At 61.2% G+C, this 22,895-nt stretch carries 21 protein-coding genes; 9 read left to right on the top strand and 12 right to left on the bottom strand.

Features of this window, described 5'->3' with window-relative positions; genetic code table 11:
* Positions 1–125 precede the first annotated feature (125 nt).
* Complete coding sequence (gene pap / locus FXO12_RS28075; RefSeq protein ID WP_054920485.1) at positions 126–1,640, bottom strand: polyphosphate:AMP phosphotransferase; 1,515 nt, start codon at positions 1,638–1,640, stop codon at positions 126–128.
* 154 nt (positions 1,641–1,794) lie between these two features.
* Here pap and mnmC point away from each other — a divergent pair, with 154 nt between their 5' ends.
* The 5 genes from mnmC (at position 1,795) to FXO12_RS28050 (ending at position 9,095) form a co-directional block, all read left to right on the top strand.
* Positions 1,795–3,795 carry a bifunctional tRNA (5-methylaminomethyl-2-thiouridine)(34)-methyltransferase MnmD/FAD-dependent 5-carboxymethylaminomethyl-2-thiouridine(34) oxidoreductase MnmC gene (gene mnmC, locus FXO12_RS28070; RefSeq protein WP_054920482.1) on the top strand — a complete coding sequence of 667 codons (2,001 nt, stop codon included), beginning with the start codon at positions 1,795–1,797 and terminating at the stop codon, positions 3,793–3,795.
* 136 nt (positions 3,796–3,931) lie between these two features.
* A complete protein-coding gene (locus FXO12_RS28065; RefSeq protein ID WP_160049785.1) occupies positions 3,932–5,704 on the top strand; it encodes an N-acetylglutaminylglutamine amidotransferase in 1,773 nt (590 codons plus the stop codon).
* A gap of 3 nt (positions 5,705–5,707) precedes the next feature.
* Complete coding sequence (gene ngg / locus FXO12_RS28060; protein WP_019818559.1) at positions 5,708–7,453, top strand: N-acetylglutaminylglutamine synthetase; 1,746 nt, start codon at positions 5,708–5,710, stop codon at positions 7,451–7,453.
* Between the two features lie 157 nt (positions 7,454–7,610).
* On the top strand, positions 7,611–8,795 hold the full coding sequence (locus FXO12_RS28055) for an osmoprotectant NAGGN system M42 family peptidase (RefSeq protein ID WP_034126152.1): 1,185 nt from the start codon (positions 7,611–7,613) through the stop codon (positions 8,793–8,795).
* 72 nt (positions 8,796–8,867) lie between these two features.
* Positions 8,868–9,095, top strand: coding sequence for a YheU family protein (locus tag FXO12_RS28050; RefSeq protein ID WP_003192759.1), 228 nt, complete (start codon positions 8,868–8,870; stop codon positions 9,093–9,095).
* A 9-nt stretch (positions 9,096–9,104) separates the two neighbouring features.
* Here the strand turns inward: FXO12_RS28050 and csrA are convergent, their stop codons facing one another.
* Entirely contained in the window at positions 9,105–9,308 is a 204-nt protein-coding gene (csrA, locus tag FXO12_RS28045) for a carbon storage regulator CsrA (RefSeq protein ID WP_057977011.1), read from the bottom strand.
* Positions 9,309–9,435: 127 nt separating this feature from the next.
* Positions 9,436–10,251: an SDR family oxidoreductase gene (locus FXO12_RS28040; protein WP_057977010.1), complete on the bottom strand. Its 816-nt coding sequence runs from the start codon at positions 10,249–10,251 to the stop codon at positions 9,436–9,438.
* 329 nt (positions 10,252–10,580) lie between these two features.
* Here FXO12_RS28040 and FXO12_RS28035 point away from each other — a divergent pair, with 329 nt between their 5' ends.
* Entirely contained in the window at positions 10,581–10,733 is a 153-nt protein-coding gene (locus FXO12_RS28035) for a DUF3309 family protein (RefSeq protein ID WP_003192767.1), read from the top strand.
* 173 nt (positions 10,734–10,906) lie between these two features.
* On the opposite strand, the gene FXO12_RS28030 is transcribed toward FXO12_RS28035, so the two are convergent.
* The 5 genes from FXO12_RS28030 to FXO12_RS28010 all read right to left on the bottom strand — a co-directional run bounded on the left by FXO12_RS28030 (position 10,907) and on the right by FXO12_RS28010 (position 16,683).
* Complete coding sequence (locus tag FXO12_RS28030) at positions 10,907–12,994, bottom strand: LTA synthase family protein (RefSeq protein WP_034126149.1); 2,088 nt, start codon at positions 12,992–12,994, stop codon at positions 10,907–10,909.
* 409 nt (positions 12,995–13,403) lie between these two features.
* Complete coding sequence (locus tag FXO12_RS28025) at positions 13,404–13,595, bottom strand: PLDc N-terminal domain-containing protein (protein WP_003192770.1); 192 nt, start codon at positions 13,593–13,595, stop codon at positions 13,404–13,406.
* Between the two features lie 67 nt (positions 13,596–13,662).
* Positions 13,663–14,193 (bottom strand): hypothetical protein, encoded by a 531-nt coding sequence (locus FXO12_RS28020; RefSeq protein ID WP_032903736.1) that lies wholly within the window; start codon positions 14,191–14,193, stop codon positions 13,663–13,665.
* A gap of 41 nt (positions 14,194–14,234) precedes the next feature.
* On the bottom strand, positions 14,235–14,750 hold the full coding sequence (locus FXO12_RS28015; RefSeq protein ID WP_160049784.1) for an ankyrin repeat domain-containing protein: 516 nt from the start codon (positions 14,748–14,750) through the stop codon (positions 14,235–14,237).
* Between the two features lie 106 nt (positions 14,751–14,856).
* Positions 14,857–16,683: a long-chain-acyl-CoA synthetase gene (locus tag FXO12_RS28010; RefSeq protein ID WP_057977009.1), complete on the bottom strand. Its 1,827-nt coding sequence runs from the start codon at positions 16,681–16,683 to the stop codon at positions 14,857–14,859.
* 452 nt (positions 16,684–17,135) lie between these two features.
* Between FXO12_RS28010 and FXO12_RS28005 the strand changes: the two genes are divergently transcribed.
* Positions 17,136–17,414, top strand: coding sequence for a DUF3509 domain-containing protein (locus FXO12_RS28005; RefSeq protein WP_003172952.1), 279 nt, complete (start codon positions 17,136–17,138; stop codon positions 17,412–17,414).
* Positions 17,415–17,477: 63 nt separating this feature from the next.
* Here FXO12_RS28005 and FXO12_RS28000 read toward each other — a convergent pair whose 3' ends face one another.
* The 4 genes from FXO12_RS28000 to aroC all read right to left on the bottom strand — a co-directional run bounded on the left by FXO12_RS28000 (position 17,478) and on the right by aroC (position 20,814).
* Positions 17,478–17,747: a response regulator transcription factor gene (locus FXO12_RS28000; RefSeq protein WP_057977007.1), complete on the bottom strand. Its 270-nt coding sequence runs from the start codon at positions 17,745–17,747 to the stop codon at positions 17,478–17,480.
* A gap of 209 nt (positions 17,748–17,956) precedes the next feature.
* Positions 17,957–18,487: an acireductone dioxygenase gene (locus FXO12_RS27995; protein ID WP_057977005.1), complete on the bottom strand. Its 531-nt coding sequence runs from the start codon at positions 18,485–18,487 to the stop codon at positions 17,957–17,959.
* Complete coding sequence (locus FXO12_RS27990; protein ID WP_034126374.1) at positions 18,484–19,647, bottom strand: MFS transporter; 1,164 nt, start codon at positions 19,645–19,647, stop codon at positions 18,484–18,486. Before FXO12_RS27990 ends, FXO12_RS27995 begins: the two co-directional genes overlap by 4 nt.
* A gap of 75 nt (positions 19,648–19,722) precedes the next feature.
* Positions 19,723–20,814, bottom strand: a complete 1,092-nt coding sequence (gene aroC / locus FXO12_RS27985; protein WP_003192786.1) for a chorismate synthase — start codon at positions 20,812–20,814, stop codon at positions 19,723–19,725.
* Positions 20,815–20,957: 143 nt separating this feature from the next.
* Between aroC and FXO12_RS27980 the strand changes: the two genes are divergently transcribed.
* Both FXO12_RS27980 and FXO12_RS27975 read left to right on the top strand, forming a co-directional pair.
* Positions 20,958–21,920, top strand: coding sequence for an alpha/beta hydrolase (locus FXO12_RS27980; RefSeq protein ID WP_019818577.1), 963 nt, complete (start codon positions 20,958–20,960; stop codon positions 21,918–21,920).
* Between the two features lie 99 nt (positions 21,921–22,019).
* A complete protein-coding gene (locus tag FXO12_RS27975) occupies positions 22,020–22,823 on the top strand; it encodes a hypothetical protein (protein WP_057977003.1) in 804 nt (267 codons plus the stop codon).
* Positions 22,824–22,895 lie beyond the last annotated feature (72 nt).

Genomic DNA, 22,895 nt, shown 5'->3' with positions numbered 1-22,895 from the left:
TGGATGCAAAAGCATGGAGCCTCTGTAGGAGCGAGCTTGCTCGCGAAAAACTAATAGGCGCCGCGTTCACTCAGGAAGCACGCGTTATCGTTGACGTTTTTCGCGAGCAAGCTCGCTCCTACAGGCTATTTCTTTTTCTTCTTGTCGTGCTTGTCGCTTTTATCAAACGCTTCTTCCAGCGCACGGTTGATGGTGCGCAGCACCTTGACCCGCGCCCAGCGCTTGTCGTTGGCCTCGACCAGAGTCCAGGGCGCCACCTCGGTGCTGGTGCGGTCAACCATATCGCCCACTGCCGCGCGGTAGTCGTCCCACTTGTCGCGATTGCGCCAGTCGTCTTCGGTGATCTTGAAGCGTTTGAAGGGGATTTCTTCACGAGCCTGGAAGCGCTCCAGTTGCGTCTCCTTGTCGATGGCCAGCCAGAACTTGACCACGATCACCCCCGCATCGCGCAGTTGCTCTTCGAAGTCATTGATCTCGCCATAGGCGCGCATCCAGTCCGCAGGGGTACAGAAGCCTTCGATGCGCTCCACCAGCACGCGGCCGTACCAGGAGCGGTCAAACACGGTGAACATGCCGCGCGCCGGGATTTTCTGCCAGAACCGCCATAGATAAGGCTGGGCCCGTTCGTCTTCGCTGGGCGCGGCAATCGGCACGATGTGGTACTGGCGCGGGTCCAGTGCTGCCGCCACACGGCGGATCGCCCCGCCCTTGCCCGCCGCGTCGTTGCCCTCGAACACGCTTACCAGCGCGTGCTTGCGCATACGTTTGTCGCGCATCAGGCCAGAGAAGCGCGCCTGTTCGGTAATCAGTTGCTCTTCATAGTCGTCCTTGTCCAGGCGCAGGGTCATGTCGAGGCTGTCGAGCAGGCTCTTTTGGTCCACCGAGGCAAGCAACGGCGCCGGGTTCATGCCGCTGGCCTTGACCTTGGCCTGGTTCAGGGCACTTTGCAGCCCATCGAGCAGGATCTTGCCCACGGTCAGCCCACGGTAATGGGGGTCGACGCCTTCGATCACATGCCACGGCGCGTAATCGCGGCTGGTGCGGCGCAGCACACGCTCACCGAAATGCACGAACTTGTCGTAGGTCTTGGACTGCTGCCAGTCCAATGGGCTGATGCGCCAGCTGTGCAGCGGGTCGTCGGCCAGGGCCTTGAGGCGCGCCTTCATCTGTTTTTTGGACAGGTGGAACCAGAACTTGAAGATCAGCGCACCTTCATCGCAGAGCATCTTTTCCAGACGTTCGGCGCCGGCGATGGCCTGGTCCAGGCGCGCATCCTTGATCTGCCCATGCACGCGGCCTTGCAGCATCTGGCTGTACCAGTTGCCGAAGAAAATGCCCATGCGGCCCTTGGCCGGCAGTTGCCGCCAGTAGCGCCAGGCCGGTGGACGCGCCAGTTCTTCGTCGGTCTGCTGGTCGAAGGTGCGGACTTCGATCAGGCGCGGGTCCATCCATTCATTGAGCAGCTTGACGGTTTCACCCTTGCCCGCGCCCTCGATGCCGTTGATGAGGATGATCACCGGGAAGCGTTTCTGCTGTTGCAGCTCGTACTGAACTTCCAGCAAGGCTTCACGCAAGGCCGGCACTTCGGCGTCGTAGGTGTCTTTGTCGATGGCGTGACCGATTTCGGCGGATTCGAACATGGGCAGCTCCGTTTCAAGATGGCTCAAGACTAGCGGATTGGGCCCCGACACGCGCAAGGAAATACAACCCAGCCTTGCCATGGATCAATTCAACGCCTGTTGATCGGCTAGAATGGCCACCTTGCCTTTGCCCGCTTTCATTTTATGAGCCGCCATGAACCCCATCACCCACGCCCAGCTCGACTGGGATGACCAAGGCCGCCCGCATTCGCGGGTATTCGACGACGTTTATTTCTCCGACCAGTCGGGCCTGGAAGAAACCCGCTACGTGTTCCTGGAGCAGAACCGCTTGCAGGAACGCTTCGCCGCCTTGCCCGCAGGTGGGCGCCTGGTGATTGGTGAAACTGGCTTCGGCACCGGCTTGAACTTCCTCTGCGCCTGGCAGTTGTTCGAACAGCACGCAGTCGCCGGTGCGCGGCTGCACTTCGTCAGCGTGGAAAAGTACCCCCTCAGCCATGCCGACCTGCAACGCGCCCTCGCCCTCTGGCCCGAACTGCAACCCTTGGCCGAGCAACTGCTGGCGCAATACATTGCCATCCACCAGGGTTTCCAGCGCCTGGTACTGGACAACGGCCGCGTGACCCTGACCCTGTTGATCGGCGATGCGCTGGAACAATTGCCGCAACTGGACGCCCAGGTCGATGCATGGTTTCTCGACGGGTTCGCCCCGGCGAAAAACCCCGACATGTGGACCGCCGAGCTGTTCGCCCAACTGGCGCGCCTGGCGGCACCGGGCTCGACCATCAGCACCTTCACCAGCACCGGCTGGGTAAGGCGGTTGATCAATGCCGCCGGGTTCAAGATGAAACGCACGCCAGGCATCGGCCATAAGTGGGAGATCCTGCGTGGGGAGTTTGTCGGTTGGCCCGCCGACTTACCCGCGCCGGCCCCACGTAAACCCTGGTTCGCCCGGCCACCCGCCATCGAGGGAGAACGTCATGCCCTAGTCATCGGCGGTGGCCTGGCCGGGTGCGCGACCGCCGCCAGCCTGGCCGCCCGGGGTTGGCGTGTCAGCCTTCTGGAGCGCCACGCCGGCTTGGCACAGGAAGCTTCGGGCAACCCACAGGGTGTGTTGTACCTCAAGCTTTCGGCCCATGGCACGGCCTTGTCCCAGCTGATAGTCAGCGGTTTTGGCCACACCCGACGCCTGCTGGAACACTTGCACCGAGGTGTCGATTGGGACGGCTGTGGCGTGTTGCAACTGGCGTTTGACGCCAAAGAGATCCAGCGTCAGGCTCAATTGGCAAACGCCTTTGCTCCGGACCTACTGCATCTGCTGGACCGCGAGCAGGCGCAGCAAAAGGCGGGAATCGAACTGGCCCACGGCGGGTTGTTTTTTCCAGAGGGCGGTTGGGTGCATCCGCCCGCGCTGTGCCAGTGGCAGGCCAAACATCCACTGATTGAAGTGCTCACCCACCACGAGGCACTGGAACTGCACCGGCTCGACGACCAATGGCAAGCCCGCGCCGGTGACCGCGTGCTGGCCAGCGCCGGTGTCGTGGTGCTCGCAGGGGCTGCGGAGATCAAGCGTTTCCCCTTCAGTGCAGACATACCGCTCAAGCGCATCCGTGGGCAGATCACTCGGCTGGCGCAAACCTGCGCGAGTAAAGCGCTGGCCACGGTGGTCTGTGCCGAGGGCTACGTCGCGCCGGCCCGGCTTGGCGAACACACCCTGGGCGCCAGTTTTGACTTCAACAATCAAGACCTCACGCCCACGCCCGCCGAACACAGCGGCAACCTGCAGATGCTGCGCGAGATGTCTACCGACCTGCTGCAGCGCCTGGGTGCCGACCGCCTGGCGGCCGAACAACTGGAAGGCCGTGCCGCGTTTCGTTGTACCAGCCCCGACTACCTGCCCATCGTTGGGCCATTGGCCGACCATGCGGCGTTTCAGCAGGCTTATGCGGTACTGGGCAAAGACGCCCGGCAAGTGCCGCAAACCCCCTGCCCGTGGCTGCCGGGGCTGTTTCTCAATAGCGGCCATGGCTCGCGTGGCCTGATCACTGCGCCGTTGTGCGGCGAACTGCTGGCTGCATGGCTGAGTGATGAGCCCCTGCCAGTGCCAACCAGCGTAGCCGAGGCTTGCCACCCCAATCGATTTGCCCTGCGCGCGTTGGTGCGAGGCCAGGGCGCTGCACAAAAAAAGCCGGATTAAAGGCAAGGCGGCTATCTGCCTTATAACTTATCGGTCTAAAACTCCACGCATAGCACTGGGTCAGTTTCTGGGTACGCGCCCTTTTGGGCGTATTGAGTATTGACCCCTCCCCAACGGAAAAACCGGTAAGGAATTTATGTGTGGACTAGCTGGCGAGTTACGCTTTGATCATCAACCTGCCGACCTGGCAGCCGTAGAACGCATCACGCACCACCTCGCCCCCCGAGGCCCCGACGCCTGGGGCTTTCATGCCCAAGGGCCGATTGCCCTGGGCCACCGCCGCCTGAAGATCATGGACCTGTCGGACGGCTCTGCCCAACCGATGGTCGACGCCCATCTGGGGCTGTCCCTGGCGTTCAATGGCGCTATCTATAATTTCCCGGAGCTGCGCCAAGAGCTGGAAGCCCTGGGTTACGCCTTCTATTCCGGTGGCGACACCGAAGTGTTGCTCAAGGGTTATCACGCCTGGGGCGAAGCGCTGCTGCCCAAGCTCAACGGCATGTTCGCTTTCGCCATCTGGGAGCGTGATGCCCAGCGTCTGTTCATCGCTCGTGACCGTCTCGGTGTGAAGCCCTTGTACCTGTCGCGCACCGGCCAGCGCCTGCGTTTCGCCTCGGCGTTGCCAGCGTTGCTCAAGGGTGGGGATATCAACCCGATCCTCGATCCGGTCGCCCTCAACCACTACCTGAATTTCCACGCCGTGGTGCCCGCGCCGCGCACGCTGTTGGCCGGCATCGAAAAGCTGCCGCCCGCCAGCTGGATGCGCATCGACGCCAGCGGCAAGACCGAACAGAAAACCTGGTGGACCCTGCCCTACGGGCCCCATGAGGACGAAAAACACCTGACCCTGGAAGACTGGACCGACCGCGTGCTCGACAGCACCCGCGAAGCCGTGGCCATTCGCCAACGTGCGGCGGTGGATGTGGGGGTGCTGCTGTCCGGCGGCGTCGACTCGAGCATGCTCGTCGGCCTGCTGCGTGAAGTGGGCGTGGAGGATTTGTCGACCTTTTCCATCGGCTTTGAAGACGCCGGCGGCGAAAGTGGCGACGAGTTCCAGTACTCAGACCTGATCGCCAAACACTACGGCACCCATCACCACCAACTGCGCATCGCCGAAAGCGAGATCATCGAGCAACTGCCGGCCGCCTTCCGCGCCATGAGCGAGCCGATGGTCAGCCATGACTGCATCGCCTTCTACCTGCTGTCGCGGGAAGTGGCCAAGCATTGCAAAGTGGTGCAGAGCGGCCAGGGCGCCGATGAACTGTTCGCCGGTTACCACTGGTACCCGCAAGTGGACGGTGCCAGCGACCCGTACGCGGCCTACCGCGAGGCGTTTTTCGACCGCAGCTACGACGACTACGCGGCGACCGTCGCGCCCCAATGGTTGACCGCCAACGACGCTGCTGGCGATTTCGTGCGCGAGCACTTTGCAATGCCGGGCGCCGACGCAGCGGTGGACAAGGCCCTGCGCCTGGACAGCACGGTGATGCTGGTGGACGACCCGGTCAAACGCGTCGACAACATGACCATGGCCTGGGGCCTGGAAGCGCGCACGCCGTTTCTCGACTACCGCCTGGTAGAACTGTCGGCTCGTGTGCCGGCCCAGTTCAAGCTACCCGACGGCGGCAAACAGGTGCTCAAGGAAGCGGCGCGCCGCGTGATCCCCAGCGAAGTCATCGACCGCAAGAAAGGCTACTTCCCCGTGCCCGGCCTCAAGCACCTGCAGGGCGATACCTTGAACTGGGTGCGCGAGTTGCTGCTGGACCCGAGCCAGGACCGCGGGCTGTTCAACCCGGTCATGCTCGACCGCTTGCTCACCGACCCGCAAGGCCAACTGACCCCACTGCGCGGCTCCAAGCTGTGGCAGTTGGCGGCGCTGAACCTGTGGCTGAGCGAACAAGGAATCTGATCCATGAAACCGAATGCCGCGGCTTACAGCCAACGCTTACTCAAGGGCCAGGCGCCGACCTACGAGCGCCTGCAAGCGCGCCTGGCCGAAGATGGCAGCGCACTGGCCGCCGACCCGATTGCCGTGCATTGCGGCTGGGGCCGTTTGTTGATCGGCCACACCTTTCCCGACCCGGCAAGCCTGGCCCAGGAACTGCTCAACGAGCAGCCTGGCGAGCGCGATATCGCGCTGTACGTGGCAGCGCCCCAGCAAATCCTGGGCATTGACCCGCAGCAACTGTTCCTCGACCCGTCCGACACCCTGCGCCTGTGGTTCACCGACTACCGCCCGGCCACCCGGGTATTTCGCGGCTTTCGTATCCGCCGGGTGCAGAGCGAGGCCGACTGGCAAGCGGTCAACCACCTGTACCAGGGCCGCGGGATGCTGCCTGTCGACCCGGAACGCCTCACCCCACGCCATCAAGGCGGCCCGGTGTACTGGCTGGCCGAAGATGAAGACAGCGGCGCGGTGATTGGCAGCGTGATGGGCCTCAACCATCACAAGGCCTTCCACGACCCGGAGAACGGATGCAGCCTCTGGTGTCTGGCCGTCGACCCTCAATGCACCCGCCCTGGCGTCGGTGAAGTGTTGGTGCGCCACTTGGTGGAGCACTTCATGAGCCGAGGCTTGAGCTACCTGGACTTGTCGGTGCTGCACGATAACCGCCAGGCCAAGAGCCTTTACGCCAAGCTCGGCTTTCGGGCGTTGACCACCTTTGCAATCAAGCGCAAGAACGGAATCAATCAACCGCTGTTTCTGGGCCCGGGGCCCCAGGCGGAGTTCAACCCTTACGCGCGCATCATTGTCGAAGAAGCCCACCGACGCGGTATTGATGTGCACGTGGACGACGCCGATGCGGGCCTGTTCACCCTTAGCCACGGCGGGCGTCGCGTGCGTTGCCGTGAGTCCCTGAGCGACCTCACCAGCGCCATCAGCATGACCCTGTGCCAGGACAAGAGCCTCACCCACAAGGTGCTCAAGGCTGCAGGCCTGCAGGTGCCGGTGCAACAGTTGGCGGGCAGTGCCGACGACAACCTGGAATTTCTCGACGAACACCAGCGCATCGTGGTCAAACCGCTGGACGGCGAGCAAGGCCATGGCGTCGCCGTGGATCTGCGCAGCATCGAAGAGGTGCAGCAGGCGATCGAAGCGGCGCGTCAGTTCGACAGCCGCGTGTTGCTGGAAAGCTTCCACGAAGGCCTGGACCTGCGCATTCTGGTGATCGGTTTTGAAGTGGTCGCGGCTGCGATTCGTCGCCCTGCCGAAGTAATCGGCGACGGCCAACATTCGATTCGCGCGTTGATCCAGGCGCAAAGCCGTCGTCGCCAGGCGGCCACCGACGGCGAGAGCAAAATCCCGCTGGATGCAGAAACCGAGCGCACCCTCAAAGCCGCAGGTTACGACTACAACAGCATCCTGCCCCGTGGCGTGCAACTGGCCGTGCGACGCACCGCCAACCTGCACACCGGGGGTTGCCTGGAAGATGTCACGGCGATCCTGCACCCCACGCTGGTGGACGCGGCCGTGCGTGCGGCCCGTGCCCTGGATATCCCTATGGTCGGCCTGGACCTGATGGTACCTGCGGCCGACCAGCCAGAGTATGTGTTTATCGAAGCCAACGAACGGGCCGGCCTGGCCAACCATGAACCGCAACCCACGGCTGAGAAGTTTGTGGATTTGTTGTTTCCACACAGTCAGCCGGCTACCTGACTACCGATCGTTACCACGCTCCGCGTGGGAATGCAGCCTGTGACGCTCTGCGTCATCACAGCGGACGCAGAGCGTCCCTGAGGCATTCCCACGCAGAACGTGGGAACGATCGCACGATCGCAGAGCGTCGATCGCCCTCAACTCATCAGGAGTTTCCATGACCCGAACCATTCCCGAACCCGATCTCGCGTACCTGCAAAAAGTGCTGCTGGAAATGCTCGCCATTCCCAGCCCCACCGGTTTTACCGACACCATCGTGCGTTACGTCGCCGAACGCCTGGAAGAGCTCGGCATTCCGTTTGAAATGACCCGGCGCGGCACCATTCGCGCTACCCTCAAGGGCCAGAAAAACAGCCCTGACCGCGCCGTCTCCGCCCACCTGGACACCATCGGCGCCGCCGTGCGTGCGATCAAGGACAACGGGCGCCTGACCCTGGCGCCGGTGGGCTGCTGGTCGAGCCGCTTTGCCGAAGGCAGCCGGGTCAGCCTGTTCACCGACAACGGCGTGATTCGCGGCAGCGTATTGCCGTTGATGGCCTCCGGGCACGCGTTCAACACTGCCGTGGATGAAATGCCGGTGAGCTGGGACCATGTGGAACTGCGCCTGGACGCCTACTGCGCCACGCGTGCCGACTGCGACTCCCTGGGCATCAGCGTCGGTGACTACGTGGCGTTCGACCCACTGCCCGAGTTCACCGAGAGCGGGCATATCAGCGCTCGCCACCTGGACGACAAGGCCGGCGTCGCCGCCCTGCTCGCCGCGCTCAAGGCCATCGTCGACAGTGGCGAACCCTTGCTGATCGACTGCCACCCGCTGTTCACCATTACCGAGGAAACCGGCAGTGGTGCAGCGGCCGCCCTGCCCTGGGATGTGAGTGAGTTTGTCGGCATCGATATTGCCCCGGTCGCCCCCGGCCAGCACTCCAGCGAACACGCGGTGAGCGTGGCCATGCAGGACTCCGGCGGGCCCTATGATTATCACCTGTCCCGCCACTTGCTGCGCCTGGCGTCGGAGAACGACCTGCCGGTACGCCGCGATCTGTTCCGCTATTACTTCAGCGATGCGCACTCGGCGGTCACCGCCGGCCATGATATACGCACCGCCCTGCTGGCCTTCGGTTGTGACGCCACCCACGGTTACGAGCGTACCCATATAGACAGCCTGGCCGCCCTGAGCCGCTTGCTGGGCGCTTACATCCTCAGCCCGCCGGTGTTTGCCAGCGATGCGCAACCGGCCCAGGGCTCACTGGATCGGTTCAGTCATCAGATCGAGCATGAAACGCAAATGGAGAGCGACACCCGCGTGCCGTCGGTGGACAGCCTGGTCGGCCAGAAGTCCTGACGCGGTGAGTTGATACTGGCAACAAAGGTCCCGGCACAGTAGCATCGCCGGGACCTGACACCTGAGGCTTGTATGCTGATTCCCTACGATGCACTTGAAGTCGACACCCTGACCCGCCTCATCGAAGACTTCGTCACCCGCGACGGCACCGACAATGGCGACGACACGCCCCTGGAAACCCGCGTGCTGCGCGTGCGCCAGGCGCTGACCAAAGGCCAGGCGCTGATCGTCTTCGACCCCGAAAGCGAGCAATGCCAGTTGATGCTCAAGCACGATGTGCCCAAGCACCTGTTCGACTGAAAGCTGCGCCTAAAGGTTGGGTACCGGCACGGGATGGGTAGCTTGGCCCTCGCCTTTGAGAATCTTGCGGTACACCTCGGCGCGGTACACGTTGACACCCATCGGTGCCTCGATGCCGAATTTCACGTGAGTACCGTTCACGTCAAGGATATGCACGGTGATGTCATCGCCAATGGCGATGGCTTCGCCTATGGCACGGCTTAAGACCAGCATGGCGGTTGTCCTTTGCAAATAACAGGACCTCGACCATGCCCCCTTGGCACTGGACCGGCAATGGCTTGCGGGCAAATCAGGCGTTGCCTACACAGGTAGGTAACTTGCCTGACAGACCCCAGCCAAATCAGCCCTTCACAGCTTGCGCCTTGGCGCGCATCTTGTCGGCCATCAGGGTCATTTCGTCATACAGCAACTGCGGATTTTTCTGTTTCAACGCCCAAGCCATGCGGCCTTGCTCGTGGGGCAGGATCATGAATTCGCCTTCGGCCACGCGCTGGTAAATGTAGTCGGCAATATCCGCCGCCGAGATGGGCGAACTCTCAAGCAACTTGCCCACTTGAGCCTTCATGGCTGGGGTTGGCCCACGGAACGAGTCGAGCAGGTTGGTCTGGAAAAACGACGGGCACACCACATGCACGCCCACTTCCTGTTGCTTGAGCTCCACCAACAGGCTCTCGGACAACGCCACCACGCCCGCCTTGGCCACGTTGTAGTTGCTCATGGCCGGGCCTTGCATCAGCGCTGCCATTGACGCGATGTTGATGATCCGCCCCTTGCTCTTTTCCAACAGCGGCAGGAACGCCTTGCAGCCTTTGACGACGCCCATCAGGTTGATTGCGATCTGCCAGTCCCAATCCTCCAGGGACAGTTCAGCGAAGAACCCGCCCGAGGCCACGCCGGCGTTATTGACGATCACATCGATGCCCCCGAGCTTCACCTCACAGGCCTGGGCGAAGGCCGTGAGCTGGCTGTAGTCACGCACGTCACAGCGCTGGATAAAGCCATCCCCCCCTGCTTCGCGAACCTGCTTGAGGGTTTCCTGCAAACCGGGCTCGCTGACATCAGACAATGCCAACTGCCAGCCTTCACGGGCCCAGCGCAGAGCGATTTCGCGACCCAGGCCAGACCCGGCGCCAGTGATCATCATGCGGTTTTGCATAGGAGGTAGCCTTGTGGTTCACGAAAGAAGTGACCGGCAGTGTAGCGAAGGTTTTTGCTCTACCCACGCACCATCAGGGTGATGAATGCCCCGGGCAAACCGCGGGCTCGGTCGCAAGCGTGCCTATCGACTAAGTTCAATTTTTTTCAACTGATTAGTTCAAGTTGCGCACGCGTTAAAAGAAATAAGCGTCACATCAAAATGTTTTATAAAAACAATGAATTTTCTACGAAGTAGCAGAGTCGGAATGGGTAAGGCGTCCCACTGTACATGGACGAACCAACGGTTAAACAGCCGGTTTTTGCAAAGAACCTATAAGGAATAAAACCATGAGCCTCATTCTGATTATTATCCTGATCCTGCTGCTGGTCGGTGGCCTGCCCGTGTTCCCGCACTCGCGTAACTGGGGTTATGGACCGTCGGGTATCCTGGGTGTGGTGCTGGTTGTTCTGCTGGTGCTGTTGTTGCTCGGCAAGATATAAACGCCGCGCTACGCTTTTTGTAGGTGCGAGCTTGCTCGCGAAAAAGGTACAGGCGCCGCGTTTATTCAGGACGCGCGTTATCGTTGACCTTCTTCCCGAGCAAGCTCTCTCCTACAAGTAAGAAAGCAAAAAAAAGAGGCCCTCTAGAGGGCCTCTTTTTTATTGCCGGTCAGTTAGTCCGGTTTGCCATCTACCACACCTGCGGTGTTATCCAGCAGGCTCTTGGTCGCGGTCTGCAGGAACGACTCGAGCTTCTGCTTGAGCACAGCTTCGTCCGGCGACTCAGGAATCACCTTGCCAGTTGGCTCGGCGCCCAGTGTGTATTCCCACAACTTGGGTGGCATTTCCTTGGGCAATACCAGTACGCGGTCGCCGGTGAGCAAGGCCACGGTCTGGTCGCTGCCCGATGGCTTGATCACGCCGAAACCCTTGTCACCTTCCGGCAGGTTCAGCAGGTCGCGGCCCCAGCACTGGTGCAAGGTATCGCCGCCCAGGCGGCCCATGATGGTCGGCACGATGTCGATCTGGGTGCCCACGGTGTGGTCACGCTCACCGAACTTCTCGCGCATGCCCGGTGCAATCATCAGCATCGGCACGTTGAAGCGACCCAGGTCCATCTCGGTGATCTGCTGCTCATTGCCAAAGCCGTGGTCACCGACGATCACGAACAGGGTTTCCTTGAAGTACGGCTCCTTGCGGGCCTTTTCAAAGAACTGGCCCAAGGCCCAGTCGGAGTAGCGCATGGCCGTCAAATGCTCGTTGAGGCTGCCACGGTCGGTGACCTTCTCTACCGGCAACGGGGTCGGCAATGCGTACGGCGTGTGGTTGGACAGGGTTTGCAGCAGTGCGTAGAACGGCTTGCCGCCTTCGCGCGCCTTCAGTTCTTCCAGGCCACGGTTGAACATGTCCTGGTCGGACACGCCCCATGTCGGGTCGGAGAACACCGGGTCGACGAAGTCATTGCGGCCGATGAAGTTGGTCATGCCCTGGTTGCTGAAGAAGCCCGACTGATTGTCCCAGGCGAAATCGCCGTTGTAGACATACACATCGTCGAAATCACGCGCACTGAGCAACTGCGGCAGGCCCGACAGCTTGTGGCTGCCTTCCGGAGTCTGCATCAGGTATTCGAAACCCGGCAGGTTCGGGAAGCAGGCCATGGTGGCGAACATACCCTGGTGGGTGTGGGTGCCGTTGGAGAAGAAGCGGTCGAACAGCAAGCCCTCGTGGGTCAACTTGTCGAAGTACGGGGTGATATTGCCCGGACGTCCCAATGCGCCCACCGAATGACCAGCGAAGCTTTCCATCAGGATCACCACGACGTTCTTGATCGGCAGGGTTTTCTCGGCCGGTGGCGTGAAGTCACGACGCACGGCAGCGGTGTCGGTGTCTACCAGCTTCTCTTGCGGCAGCACCAGCATGTCACGCACGGTCTGGGTGGCCAGCGGTTGTTCCAGGGTCGCCTTCCAGATGTTGGCGCGGTCTTCACCAAAGCGCGCCTTGGCCGCCGCGATCAGCGACAAGGTGCCATTGAGGCCCAACTGGTTGGCGAAGTTCGAATCGGTGGTGTAGACGTCACCCCAACGCAGCGGTGGCCCCTGGCGCAGGGTGCCACGGATGGCGACCACGGCGACCAGCAGGCAAACCATGAACACTGCGATGCGGCTGTACCATGGCGCCACCTGGCGCGTGCTGATAGTGCCGCCGCTGAACGGGCCCCGTGGGCGCGTTGCGCGGTCAGCGCCCTTGAAGGCCATGCTCAGGATCAGCGTGCCCACGGCCCAGGCCAGCAGGTAACGCACCACCGGGAAACCGTACCAGAGCATGCTCATCACGGTTTTCGGGTCTTCCTTCACATACTGGAAGACCAGGCCGTTGAGGCGCTGGTGGAATTCGCGGTAGAAGTCCATCTCCATCAAGCCCAGGAACAAGGCGATGCTGGACGCGACGGTCAGCCACAAACGGAAGAACCCGCGCGCCGCCATGGCCCGCACGCTGAACAGCGCCAACAGCAGCGGAATCAGCAGGTACATCACCAGGCGAATGTCCAGGCGCAGGCCGTTGGCGAACGCTTCAAGGAACGTCGAGGCCGGCGTATCGAGGATCATCTCGCGGTTGTAGACCAGCAACGCCAGGCGCAGCAGGGAAAACATCACCATCATGACCAATGCGCAGAGCAGCGTGTACGCCAGATGGGATTTGACGGTCGGTTGCAGCAGGCGATTTGAAGCTCGCTGCTGATTCAGGGCGTCCGGGTTTGCCATGTCGTTTTAGGACCCATTGGAAGTTTAAGTTGCGAAATAATGCAGTGGCGTCCGTCCCTCGCCCAGGCTGGCTGGGGTAGGCGGTTAACGCGGTGGCACAAATGGTGCCCGATCGAGGCCGGCAAGGCTATTAATTACTGAACGTAAGGCACAGCCCTGCCTTTAAGGGCACTGGAGATAGAGCCCTGGCAGCCGGATAAAGCCGGCGAATTGTCTTGGATGGGATGTGAAAATTTCGTGCGGCGAATACTTTCGACACACAAATTTAATTAACGCCGTAAACCCCACTGTGGGAGCTGGCTTGCCTGCGATAGCGGTGTGTCAACCAATACAATGCAAGCTGACCCACCGCTATCGCAGGCAAGCCAGCTCCCACATTGACTGTGCCCGCTCCAAATCGAGTGGGTCGTCAGATCCGCACGTTACCGCGCGGCCCGGCGATAGCCCAGATGATCAGGCCCAGCACTGGCAACAGCAGGATCAACAGGATCCACAGCACTTTGGCGCCGGTGCTGGCGCCGCTTTTGAACACGTTGATGATCGCCCAGATATCCAGCGCGAGGATGATCAGGCCAATCAGACTATTAAACGTGGAACCCATGGTGTCGCTCCTAAGTGAGGGCATGCACTTGTAGGATAGTCAGCCTTGGCGCGGGTTCCGTTTTATTTCAGACGTGTACGGCAATCTTTAAGGCTTCCAATGACGGTTCGGCCTTGATGCCGACTTCGGCACACAGTTCCAGTACCCGCGCCAGGTCGTTGCCGAACACCAGCACTGCCTGGATCTCGTCGTCCAGCAACTGGCTGAAGTTCATCAGCACATAACCGCCATCTTCGGGGCTCAGGGCGCTCATCTGGATCTGGATGCGGTTGAGCGCGGTCAGGTCTTCGGTCTTGGCCAGTTGCTTGGGCTTGAGGTTGAACGCCACGCCCGGACCGAACGACGCAACGATCTGGGCAAACAGGTCGCCATAGGTATCGGCCTGGAACAACACCGTGTCCGGCAGGCTACCGACCACCACCCACTCCCCCAGCGGGATCGGGAAACTGTCGTCGTAGTTGATATCCGGATTGGCCGCCAGGAACGCCGCCGGGTCCGCGTAGGCCTGGGCCGCTTCGTCGGCAATACGCGCTACCTCATCCTCCCCCATGACGCCGGCGCTGATTTTGCTGATGAGTTCGACGAGGGCGGTTTTCATGGGGCGATCCTGTAACGGGCAAGTTTTGAAGGGCGCGTAGCCTACACCAGTTTCTGCAACTGCGCCGCCGTATCCACCGCGCCCATGGTCTGCGCCGCGGCCAGTGCCGTCGCGCCTTGTGCATCGGTGGCCTTGGGGTTTGCGCCTTTACCAAGCAGGTAATCAACCATGTCAACGCGGTTGAACATCGCCGCCATCATCAAGGCCGTACGCCCGTCCGAGGAGGCCGCGTCAATCGGCGTGCCGCCCTCGATCAACGCCTGGACCACCGGCAGGTTGCCTTTGAACGCCGCGCCGGCAATCGGCAACTGGTTCTTGTCGTTGGCGATCAGGGGGTCGGCCTTGAACTCCAGCAGCACTTTGACCGCCTCGGCATGGCCGTGGTACGCCGCAAACATCAACAGGGTGTCGCCATTGTGATTACGAAAGTTGGCCGGCAGGCCTTTCGCCAACAGTGCGGCAAGCATGGCGGCGTCGCCGCGCCGAGCGACGTCGAAGACTTGCTCGGCAAACTCGGCGGCTTCGTCTTCGGTCATTTGTTTAGGCTGATCTGACATGGGGGCTCCTTGCTGAGGCGACTGACATAACTGTTTAAGGCGCCCAGTGTCGCGATGGAGTTCCCCGGTGTCATGGCTTTTTTGTGAAAAGCCGCCATAGCCAGAATCAATAACGGAATTGGCCGCCCTGGATCTGCGCCAGCAATTGCCCGGTCACCGGCACATAGCTGTCCGAACCCGGCAACCAGGCGTAGACCGGGTCATTGCCAGCCTTGTCCGGGTCGAACCCTTGCTCCTTGAGCTTCACTTTCTGGTACTTGAACGTGCCGGTGGTTTCCATCTTCACCTTGATCCGCAAAAACAACGGCACCGCATAAGGGGGCAACTGGCCGTGGGCGAATTGCAGCAGTTCGCGCATGTCCAGGCTGGCCAGGGATTCGCTGGGGGTGATGGCGACCATGCCGGCGCGGCCGTTGGTGTTGTCGATCTGGACGCCATAGGCCACCACTTCAGCGATCTGCGGGTGTTTCAGCAGGACGTTTTCCACCTCGGTGGTCGAGACGTTTTCGCCCTTCCAGCGATAGGTATCCCCCAGGCGATCGACAAATTGCGCATGCCCGAAACCGATGCTGCGCACCAGGTCGCCGGTGTTGAAATAGCGGTCGCCTTTTTCGAATACGTCGGTCAGTACCACCTTGCGGTTCTTTTCCGGGTCGGTGTAACCGTCGAAGGGCGACTTATCATCAATGCGCGCCAATAACAGGCCCTGCCCGCCGGTGGGCACCTTGACCATGAACCCGTTGCTGCCGCGCAGCGGTTCACCAGTGTCATGGGCGTAGTCCACCAGCGCCCAATGCTGCAGGCAAAAGCCGATGGTGTTGTCAAAGTTCAGCACGTTGGTAAAGCCGATATTGCCGTCGCTGGCGGCATACAGTTCGCAGATATGCTCCACACCATAGCGCTGCTTGAACTGCGCCCACACACCGGGGCGCAGGCCGTTGCCGACCATCTTGGTCACCTGGTTATCGCGGTCCTGCGCACTCGCGGGCTGGTCGAGCAGATAGCGGCACAGCTCACCGACATAGCCCAGAGTGGTCGCCTTGAACTGGCGTGCATCGTCCCAGAACTGGCTGGCGCTGAATTTGCGCCGAATGGCAAAGCCGGACGCACCGATAATCGCCGCCCCCCAGCACACGCACAGGCCGGTGGCGTGGTACAGCGGCAAGGTGCAATAGAGGACGTCCTGTGGCCCCATGTCCAGGGCGATACTGCCGAAGCTCACGGCGGTTTTGGTCCAGCGCCCGTGCTTCATGATGCCGGCCTTGGGCAAGCCGGTGGTGCCGGAGGTGTAGATATAGAAGCAGGGATCGTGGAAGAACACCTGCGCGGAACTCGCCGGGTTGTCCACCGGGCTTTCGGCACTGGCGGCCATCAGGTCGATGTAGCCGTCGGGCACCCTACTGCCCGGCTGATCGGCCACGAACCAAGTGCGCTCGGCCGGGATCTGGACTTGATCGCGCACTGCTGCGTAAGGGCTCAGCAATTCGGCACCGACCACAATGGCAACCGGCTTGACCAGGGTCAGGCTGTGTACCAGCGCCCCTTGAGTTTGCGCCGTGTTGAGCATGGCGCAGATGCCGCCCAGCTTGGCCACGGCCAGCACGTTGAGCAGCAACTCGGGGCGATTCTCGATAAACAGCGCTACCACATCGCCCTTGCGGATGCCCTGGGCCTGCAAGTGATGGGCAATGCGATTGGCGCACTGATTGGCGTCGCGGTAGCTGATCACGCTGTCCCCATACAGCAGGGCAGCACCGTCAGGGTTACGCAAGGTGGCTTGTTCGAAATGCCAGCCCAGGCCGCAGGGTTGGTTGGGGTCGGTGACGTTGGCCGCACGCATGCCGCGCACCACCCGTGGGAGCGCCCGAACAATGGCAGGCACCTTACGCAGCATCATGCGCCAGGTGATCATGTCGACTTGCTGATGAGTCATGGAGGGACGTCCCTTTTCTTATTCTTGGTCTGGTCCAGGTACATCGACTGGTGTAGCGGAAAATACGTCAGCGGTTCTTTGGCTGTACACGCGGGATTTGAAAAGTTTTGTATCCCGTGGCGGCCGCCCGATGCCTATCCCCCTGACACTCCACCATTTAAATGTGGGAGCCGCCTTGCCTGCGATGACGGCCTGCCAGCCGACCGGGATTTTTCCGGGCAAAAGACGGTCAGTATCATTACAGCCCTTCCCCTCCTGCCGGGAGAATCACCGGGCAGATAGCGCAAAATGCAGGATGCACGATGGCCCTTCATGCAAATTGCACGAAAATGAAAATCCTATAAATTTATAAGTAACTGATTTATAAGGATTTTCTAGAAAATCCAATACTGGCACAATCACTGCACCTATCACTCCATGCTTGCCAACTTGAGCCAATGGAGCTGATAGACATGAGCCTGATCCAAGATAAATTCGCTTCGGTATTCTCCAACTACGACGTCACCACCCAGCCACGTCCGGACGGCGGTATCCTGTTGACCCTGCGCAACAGCGAAGGTAAACAGGTCAAGCGCTCGATCTCTTATCAGCAGTTGCACACCGCCGATCAACTGACCTGGGTCATCAGCGCCATTCGCCGTGACTTGGCTGAACAAGCCAGCGAACTGCCGCAGATTTCGATGTTGCAAAGCCAGAACCGCTTTGCGCTGCCGACTTATCATTCGGCCTAAGCTGAAAATCCGAAAAAAAAAGGGCCGCGACGCTATTCAGCGTCGCGGCCCTTTTTCATGCCGTTAACATAAGCCCTGGCGGGCGGCCTCATTCTTTGCCTGTACACGGTTGGTGACATCCAGCTTGCCGTAGATGTTGCGCAGATGAAATTTAACCGTGGCTTCAGAGGTGGCGCGAATATGGCTGATTTCCCAGACGGTCTTGCCCTCGGAGGCCCATCGCAGGATTTCCAGCTCGGTGGAAGTCAGGGGCTTGCCGGACAAGCTCATGCGTTTTCTGATAGCCGTCGGCACGATAACCAACGGGCGATACGTCTCCTCGGGGCCACTCATTGTTCTCTCCTTATATCTGCTGATGCGCTGCCATCTTTCGGATTCCTCCCATTGACAGATGGCATAAACATTGACGCCGAACAGAGAGTTACATAAAGAGTGGAATCAAAGCGCACAGCACCGAACAAACAGCGTTGCCCTACAAATAATTAAGTTTCTTCCCACAGCAACTTCCAACTTGCCAGGGTTGAACATTCAGTTATCTATGCTTAGTCATCCAGCCTTGGAAAGCGGGCGGCAATCGCATCACCGGTCAAAGAGGGCACAACGCCTTGGGCCGTGTTGAACAAACGCAGTGTCACACAGTGCGGGTTTTCGCCGATGTCGAACCAGTGCGGTACACCGGCCGGGATGATCAGCAAGTCATTCTTCTCACAGCGCAAGCTGTACACATAGTCGCCTATGTGCAGCGTAAACAGCCCCTGGCCTGCGATGAAGAAACGCACTTCATCTTCACTGTAGGTACGTTCATCCAGGAACTGTGCGCGCAACTCGTCTTTCTGTGGATGGTCGTGGGTCACGCTGACCACTTCAACAGCGGCGTAGCCCAGAGCATCGATCTGCGCCTGGTACGCGGCGATCATCTGCGCCGCACTGGCGCCCTTTTCGATTGGGCTGGGCTGCCAGCGTTCGAACCGCACACCGTGCTCGGCCAGGGTCGACTGGATGTCGTCGGCATGGGTCAACACTTTGTTCGGGGTGTCCGGGGTGGCGATGGAGTAGACGGCTACATAGCTCATTGCACGGTTCCTTGGTTCGGCTCTTGCAATCGAAGGCCAATGATAATGGCGGCGGCCAGCGCCGCGAGGCTGGCGATACTGAACGTGAAGGTTGGCCCCAGCAGATTCCAGCTGTAACCGGAATACAGGGCGCCGAGCGCGCCGCCGGTGCCGGCCAGCGCGGCATATAGGGCCTGGCCCTGGCCTTGCTGGCGGTCACCGAAGCTGCGTTGCACAAAGGCAATCGCCGCCGCGTGGAAGCTGCCGAACGTGGCGGCGTGCATCAACTGCGCCACCAGCAGCAGCCAGAAAACCTCGGCAAATGAACCCAGCAGCCACCAGCGCAGCGCCGCCAGCAAGAAGCTGGCGAGCAGCACCCGGCGCACCGAAAAGCGCGCAAGAATACGGCTCATGGCCAGGAACATCAGCACTTCCGCCACTACCCCAAGCGCCCACAGCAGGCCGATCACGCCACGGCTGTAGCCCAAATGCTCCAGGTGCAGGGTGAGGAAGGTGTAATACGGGCCATGGCTCATTTGCATCAGCGCCACGCAGGCATAAAACGCCAGCACGCCTGGGCTGCGCAATTGCTTGAGAAAGCCATCGCCGGCCAGGCGGTTGCCGTGGCTGGCCGGCTGCGCGTTCGGTACCCACAGGCTGGCGCCGATGATGCCGGCCATGATTACCACGACCACCACCGGGTAAATATCCAGGCTCAGCCAATCGAACAGGCGCCCCATAACCACCACGGTGAGGATAAAACCAATGGAGCCCCACAGACGGATCTGGCTGTAGCGCGAGGTTTGCTTGTGCAGGTGGGCCAGGGTGATGACTTCAAACTGCGGCAGCACCGCGTGCCAGAAGAACGCGTGCAGGGCCATCACCAGCGCCAGCCAGGCGTAGGTTTTGCTGACAAAAATCAGGCAGAAGCTGGCCAGGGTGCACACCGCGCCGAATCGCACAATGGCTAGGCGCCGGCCGGTGTAGTCGCCGATCCAGCCCCACAGGTTGGGGGCCACGCAGCGCATCAGCATGGGAATGGCCACCAGCTCGCCGATGCGCGCGCTGGAGAAACCGAGGTGATCGAAGTACAGCGCCAGGAACGGCGCGGTCGCCCCCAGCAGGGCGAAATAGAAGAGGTAGAAGCTGGAGAGGCGCCAGTATGGGAGCGGTGGGAGCATGTTATTGGGGCTGCTGCGCAGCCCAGCGCGAGCAAGCTCGCTGGCCACAACAAGCTCGCTCATTGCCCCAGGCGATCACAGTTGGCCCAGTATCGGGGTACTCACGCGCACATCGGCATTTTGCCCGCGGTTGCGCAGCAGATGGTCCATCAACACGATGGCCATCATGGCTTCGGCAATCGGTGTGGCACGGATGCCGACGCACGGGTCGTGGCGGCCCTTGGTGATCACGTCCACCGGGTTGCCGTGCACATCGATCGAACGGCCAGGCGTGGTAATGCTCGACGTGGCCTTGAGCGCCAGGTGCGCCACGATTGGCTGGCCGGAAGAAATACCGCCGAGGATGCCGCCCGCGTTGTTGCTGAGGAAACCTTCAGGGGTCATCTCATCGCGATGCTCGGTACCGCGCTGGGATACGCAGGCGAAGCCGGCGCCGATTTCCACGCCTTTCACCGCGTTGATGCTCATCAACGCATGGGCCAGTTCGGCGTCGAGGCGATCAAAGATCGGCTCACCCAGGCCCGGTTTCACGCCTTCGGCCACCACGGTGATCTTCGCGCCGACCGAGTCCTGGTCGCGGCGCAACTGGTCCATGTAGGCCTCCAGTTCCGGCACCTTGTCCGGGTCGGGGCAGAAGAAGGCGTTGTCTTCGACGCTGTCCCAAGTCTTGAACGGGATTTCAATCGGGCCTAACTGGCTCATGTAGCCACGGATGACGATGCCCTGGGTGGCCAGGTATTTCTTGGCGATGGCGCCAGCGGCCACGCGCATGGCGGTTTCACGCGCCGAGCTGCGGCCACCGCCACGGTAGTCGCGTTCGCCGTATTTGTGGTGGTAGGTGTAGTCGGCATGGGCCGGGCGGAACAGGTCCTTGATCGCCGAGTAGTCCTTGGACTTCTGGTCGGTGTTACGAATCAACAGGCCAATGGCGCAGCCCGTGGTGCGACCTTCGAACACTCCGGAGAGGATTTCGACTTCGTCCGGTTCCTGGCGCTGGGTGGTGTGGCGGCTGGTGCCGGGCTTGCGGCGGTCGAGGTCGCGCTGCAGGTCGTCCAGGCTCAGCTCCAGGCCTGGCGGGCAGCCGTCGACAATGGCGACCAACGCCGGGCCATGGCTTTCGCCCGCGGTGGTGACAGTGAACAGCTTGCCGAAGGTATTGCCGGACATGCAGGGCGCTCCGTGAAATCAGTTGAATCAAGTCAACCGTAATAACTTAAGACAGCCAGTATACGCAGGCTAACCGACTAGTTCATCCTCGAAACCTTACCGGTAGACGTTGGTCCAACCGGCACCTCTCCAATGATGGCGCTATGATGCTGCGAGTTCTGCTGTTCACCCTCACCCTGTTCACCGCCGTGGCCCAGGCCGCCTCCCCTGTTGTCTTGCAACGCCCGATCAGCCTGGACACCGGCAGCGGCCAACTCTTTGGCTCCCTGCTGTTGCCGCAATCGGATAAACCGGTGCCGGTGGTGCTGATCATCGCCGGCTCCGGCCCCACCGACCGTAACGGCAACAGCGCCGACGGCGCGCGCAATGACAGCCTCAAGCGCCTGGCCTGGGTACTGGCCCGGCATAACATCGCCAGCGTGCGCTACGACAAGCGCGGCGTGGCCGCGAGCCTGGCGGCCACGCCGGATGAACGCAACCTGACTTTGGAGGCGTATGTGGCCGACGCCGTGGCCTGGGGCAAATTACTCAAGGCCGACAAGCGCATGGGCCCGCTGATTGTGCTGGGCCACAGCGAGGGCGCGCTGGTCGCCGCCCTCGCCGCGCCGCAACTTGAACCGGCCGGGGTCATTTCCTTGTCTGGCAGCGCCCGCCCGGTGGACCAGGTGATCCGTCAGCAACTGGCCGATCACTTGCCCCCTGCCCTGCTGCTGCGCAGCAATGAAATACTCGATCACCTCAAGGCCGGCCAGGTGGACGCCGACGTGCCGCGCCCATTGGAGGGTATTTTCCGACCCAGCGTGCAGCCGTATCTGATCAGCCTGTTCCGCGCCGATCCGTCGGCCGCCTTTGCGCGCCTGGACATGCCGGCGCTGATCATTCAGGGCACCAACGATATCCAGGTTGGCGTAGGCGACGCCCGGCAACTGAAGCAGGCCAAGCCCGACGCGCAGTTGACGGTGATCGAAGGCATGAACCACGTGATGCGCATCGTGCCCAATAACGTGAAGCAGCAACTGGCCTCCTACAATGACCCGAAACTGCCGCTGGCTGCGGAGCTGGGCCAACGTATCGTCAGCTTTATCGAAGGACTTCAACCCCGTTAAGCGGCAATTGGCCTCCAGTCCTGGGAAAAACGGCCGATAAGTCCAGAGTCGACAGTAAAAAGACTGTCGGCTCGCAGGGCTTGGACAGGATCGCGCCGCATGACAACCACCGAAACAACACCCGAATCTACCGCCGAAACTACGGCCGCAACCGAAGCTGGCGCCGCAGCGGCCCTGCCGTGGGCCGACGTTTACGCCGAACATTTCAAGATGCTGCGCCTGGCCCCGCTGGCCACCGACCGCGCGACCGGCGCACGGCCGTTGCGCTTTGTGCAGTTCGGCTATGCCGAGCGCCATGATAAACACCACAGCCTGTTGCGCATGGTCATCCAGTTACCGGGCCAGCGAGTACGGCGCGAGCAGAACCACCTGGATATCTGGGTCGATCACGATAAACACCGCGTGCATTTCGGGCCCGGCAACAGCCTGGAAATCGAGCCGGCCAACCGCGGTATCGGGCGCTTCCTGGTGGCCCAAGGCGCCGCCTGGGCGAAGAAGAAGTGGTCCCACTACCGCGTCGACGGCGTGGACCTGGCCAATAAGGACGCCCTCAACGAAGCCACGCGCCTGCGCCGCGATCACTTCCTGCGTATCCAGGGGTTCGATGTGGCCTACGCCGATGTGCAGCACCTCAAGGGCAATGTGCAACCCGGCAAGGTCAGCGACGTGCTGGACAGTTGGAACACCGAGAAAGTGCAGTTCGTGGAGATCCTGGAAGCCGCGCAGATGCTGCAACAGGCAGAGCAGAACCTGGCGGAGCAGGAAGTGAAGCTGCGCAAGGAAGAGGAGAAAGTCACCAAGTTCAAGCGTGAAGACAGCGGGCTGCGCTTTACCATCACCTGTCTGGTGGCGTTTACGGTGTTTCAGGCGGGGTTGTTGATCTGGATTGCCACACACCGCTGATAGATTGAAATGCAATCAACATGTGGGAGCTGGCTTGCCTGCGATAGCGATGTATCAGTAGCACAAGTGCAA

Source organism: Pseudomonas sp. J380, from assembly GCF_009827115.1.
In the GTDB taxonomy this organism is placed as follows: Bacteria; Pseudomonadota; Gammaproteobacteria; order Pseudomonadales; family Pseudomonadaceae; genus Aquipseudomonas; species Aquipseudomonas paracarnis.
The sequence above is the reverse complement of the archived record's forward strand: the minus strand, read 5'-3'. Positions and strand labels throughout refer to the sequence as shown.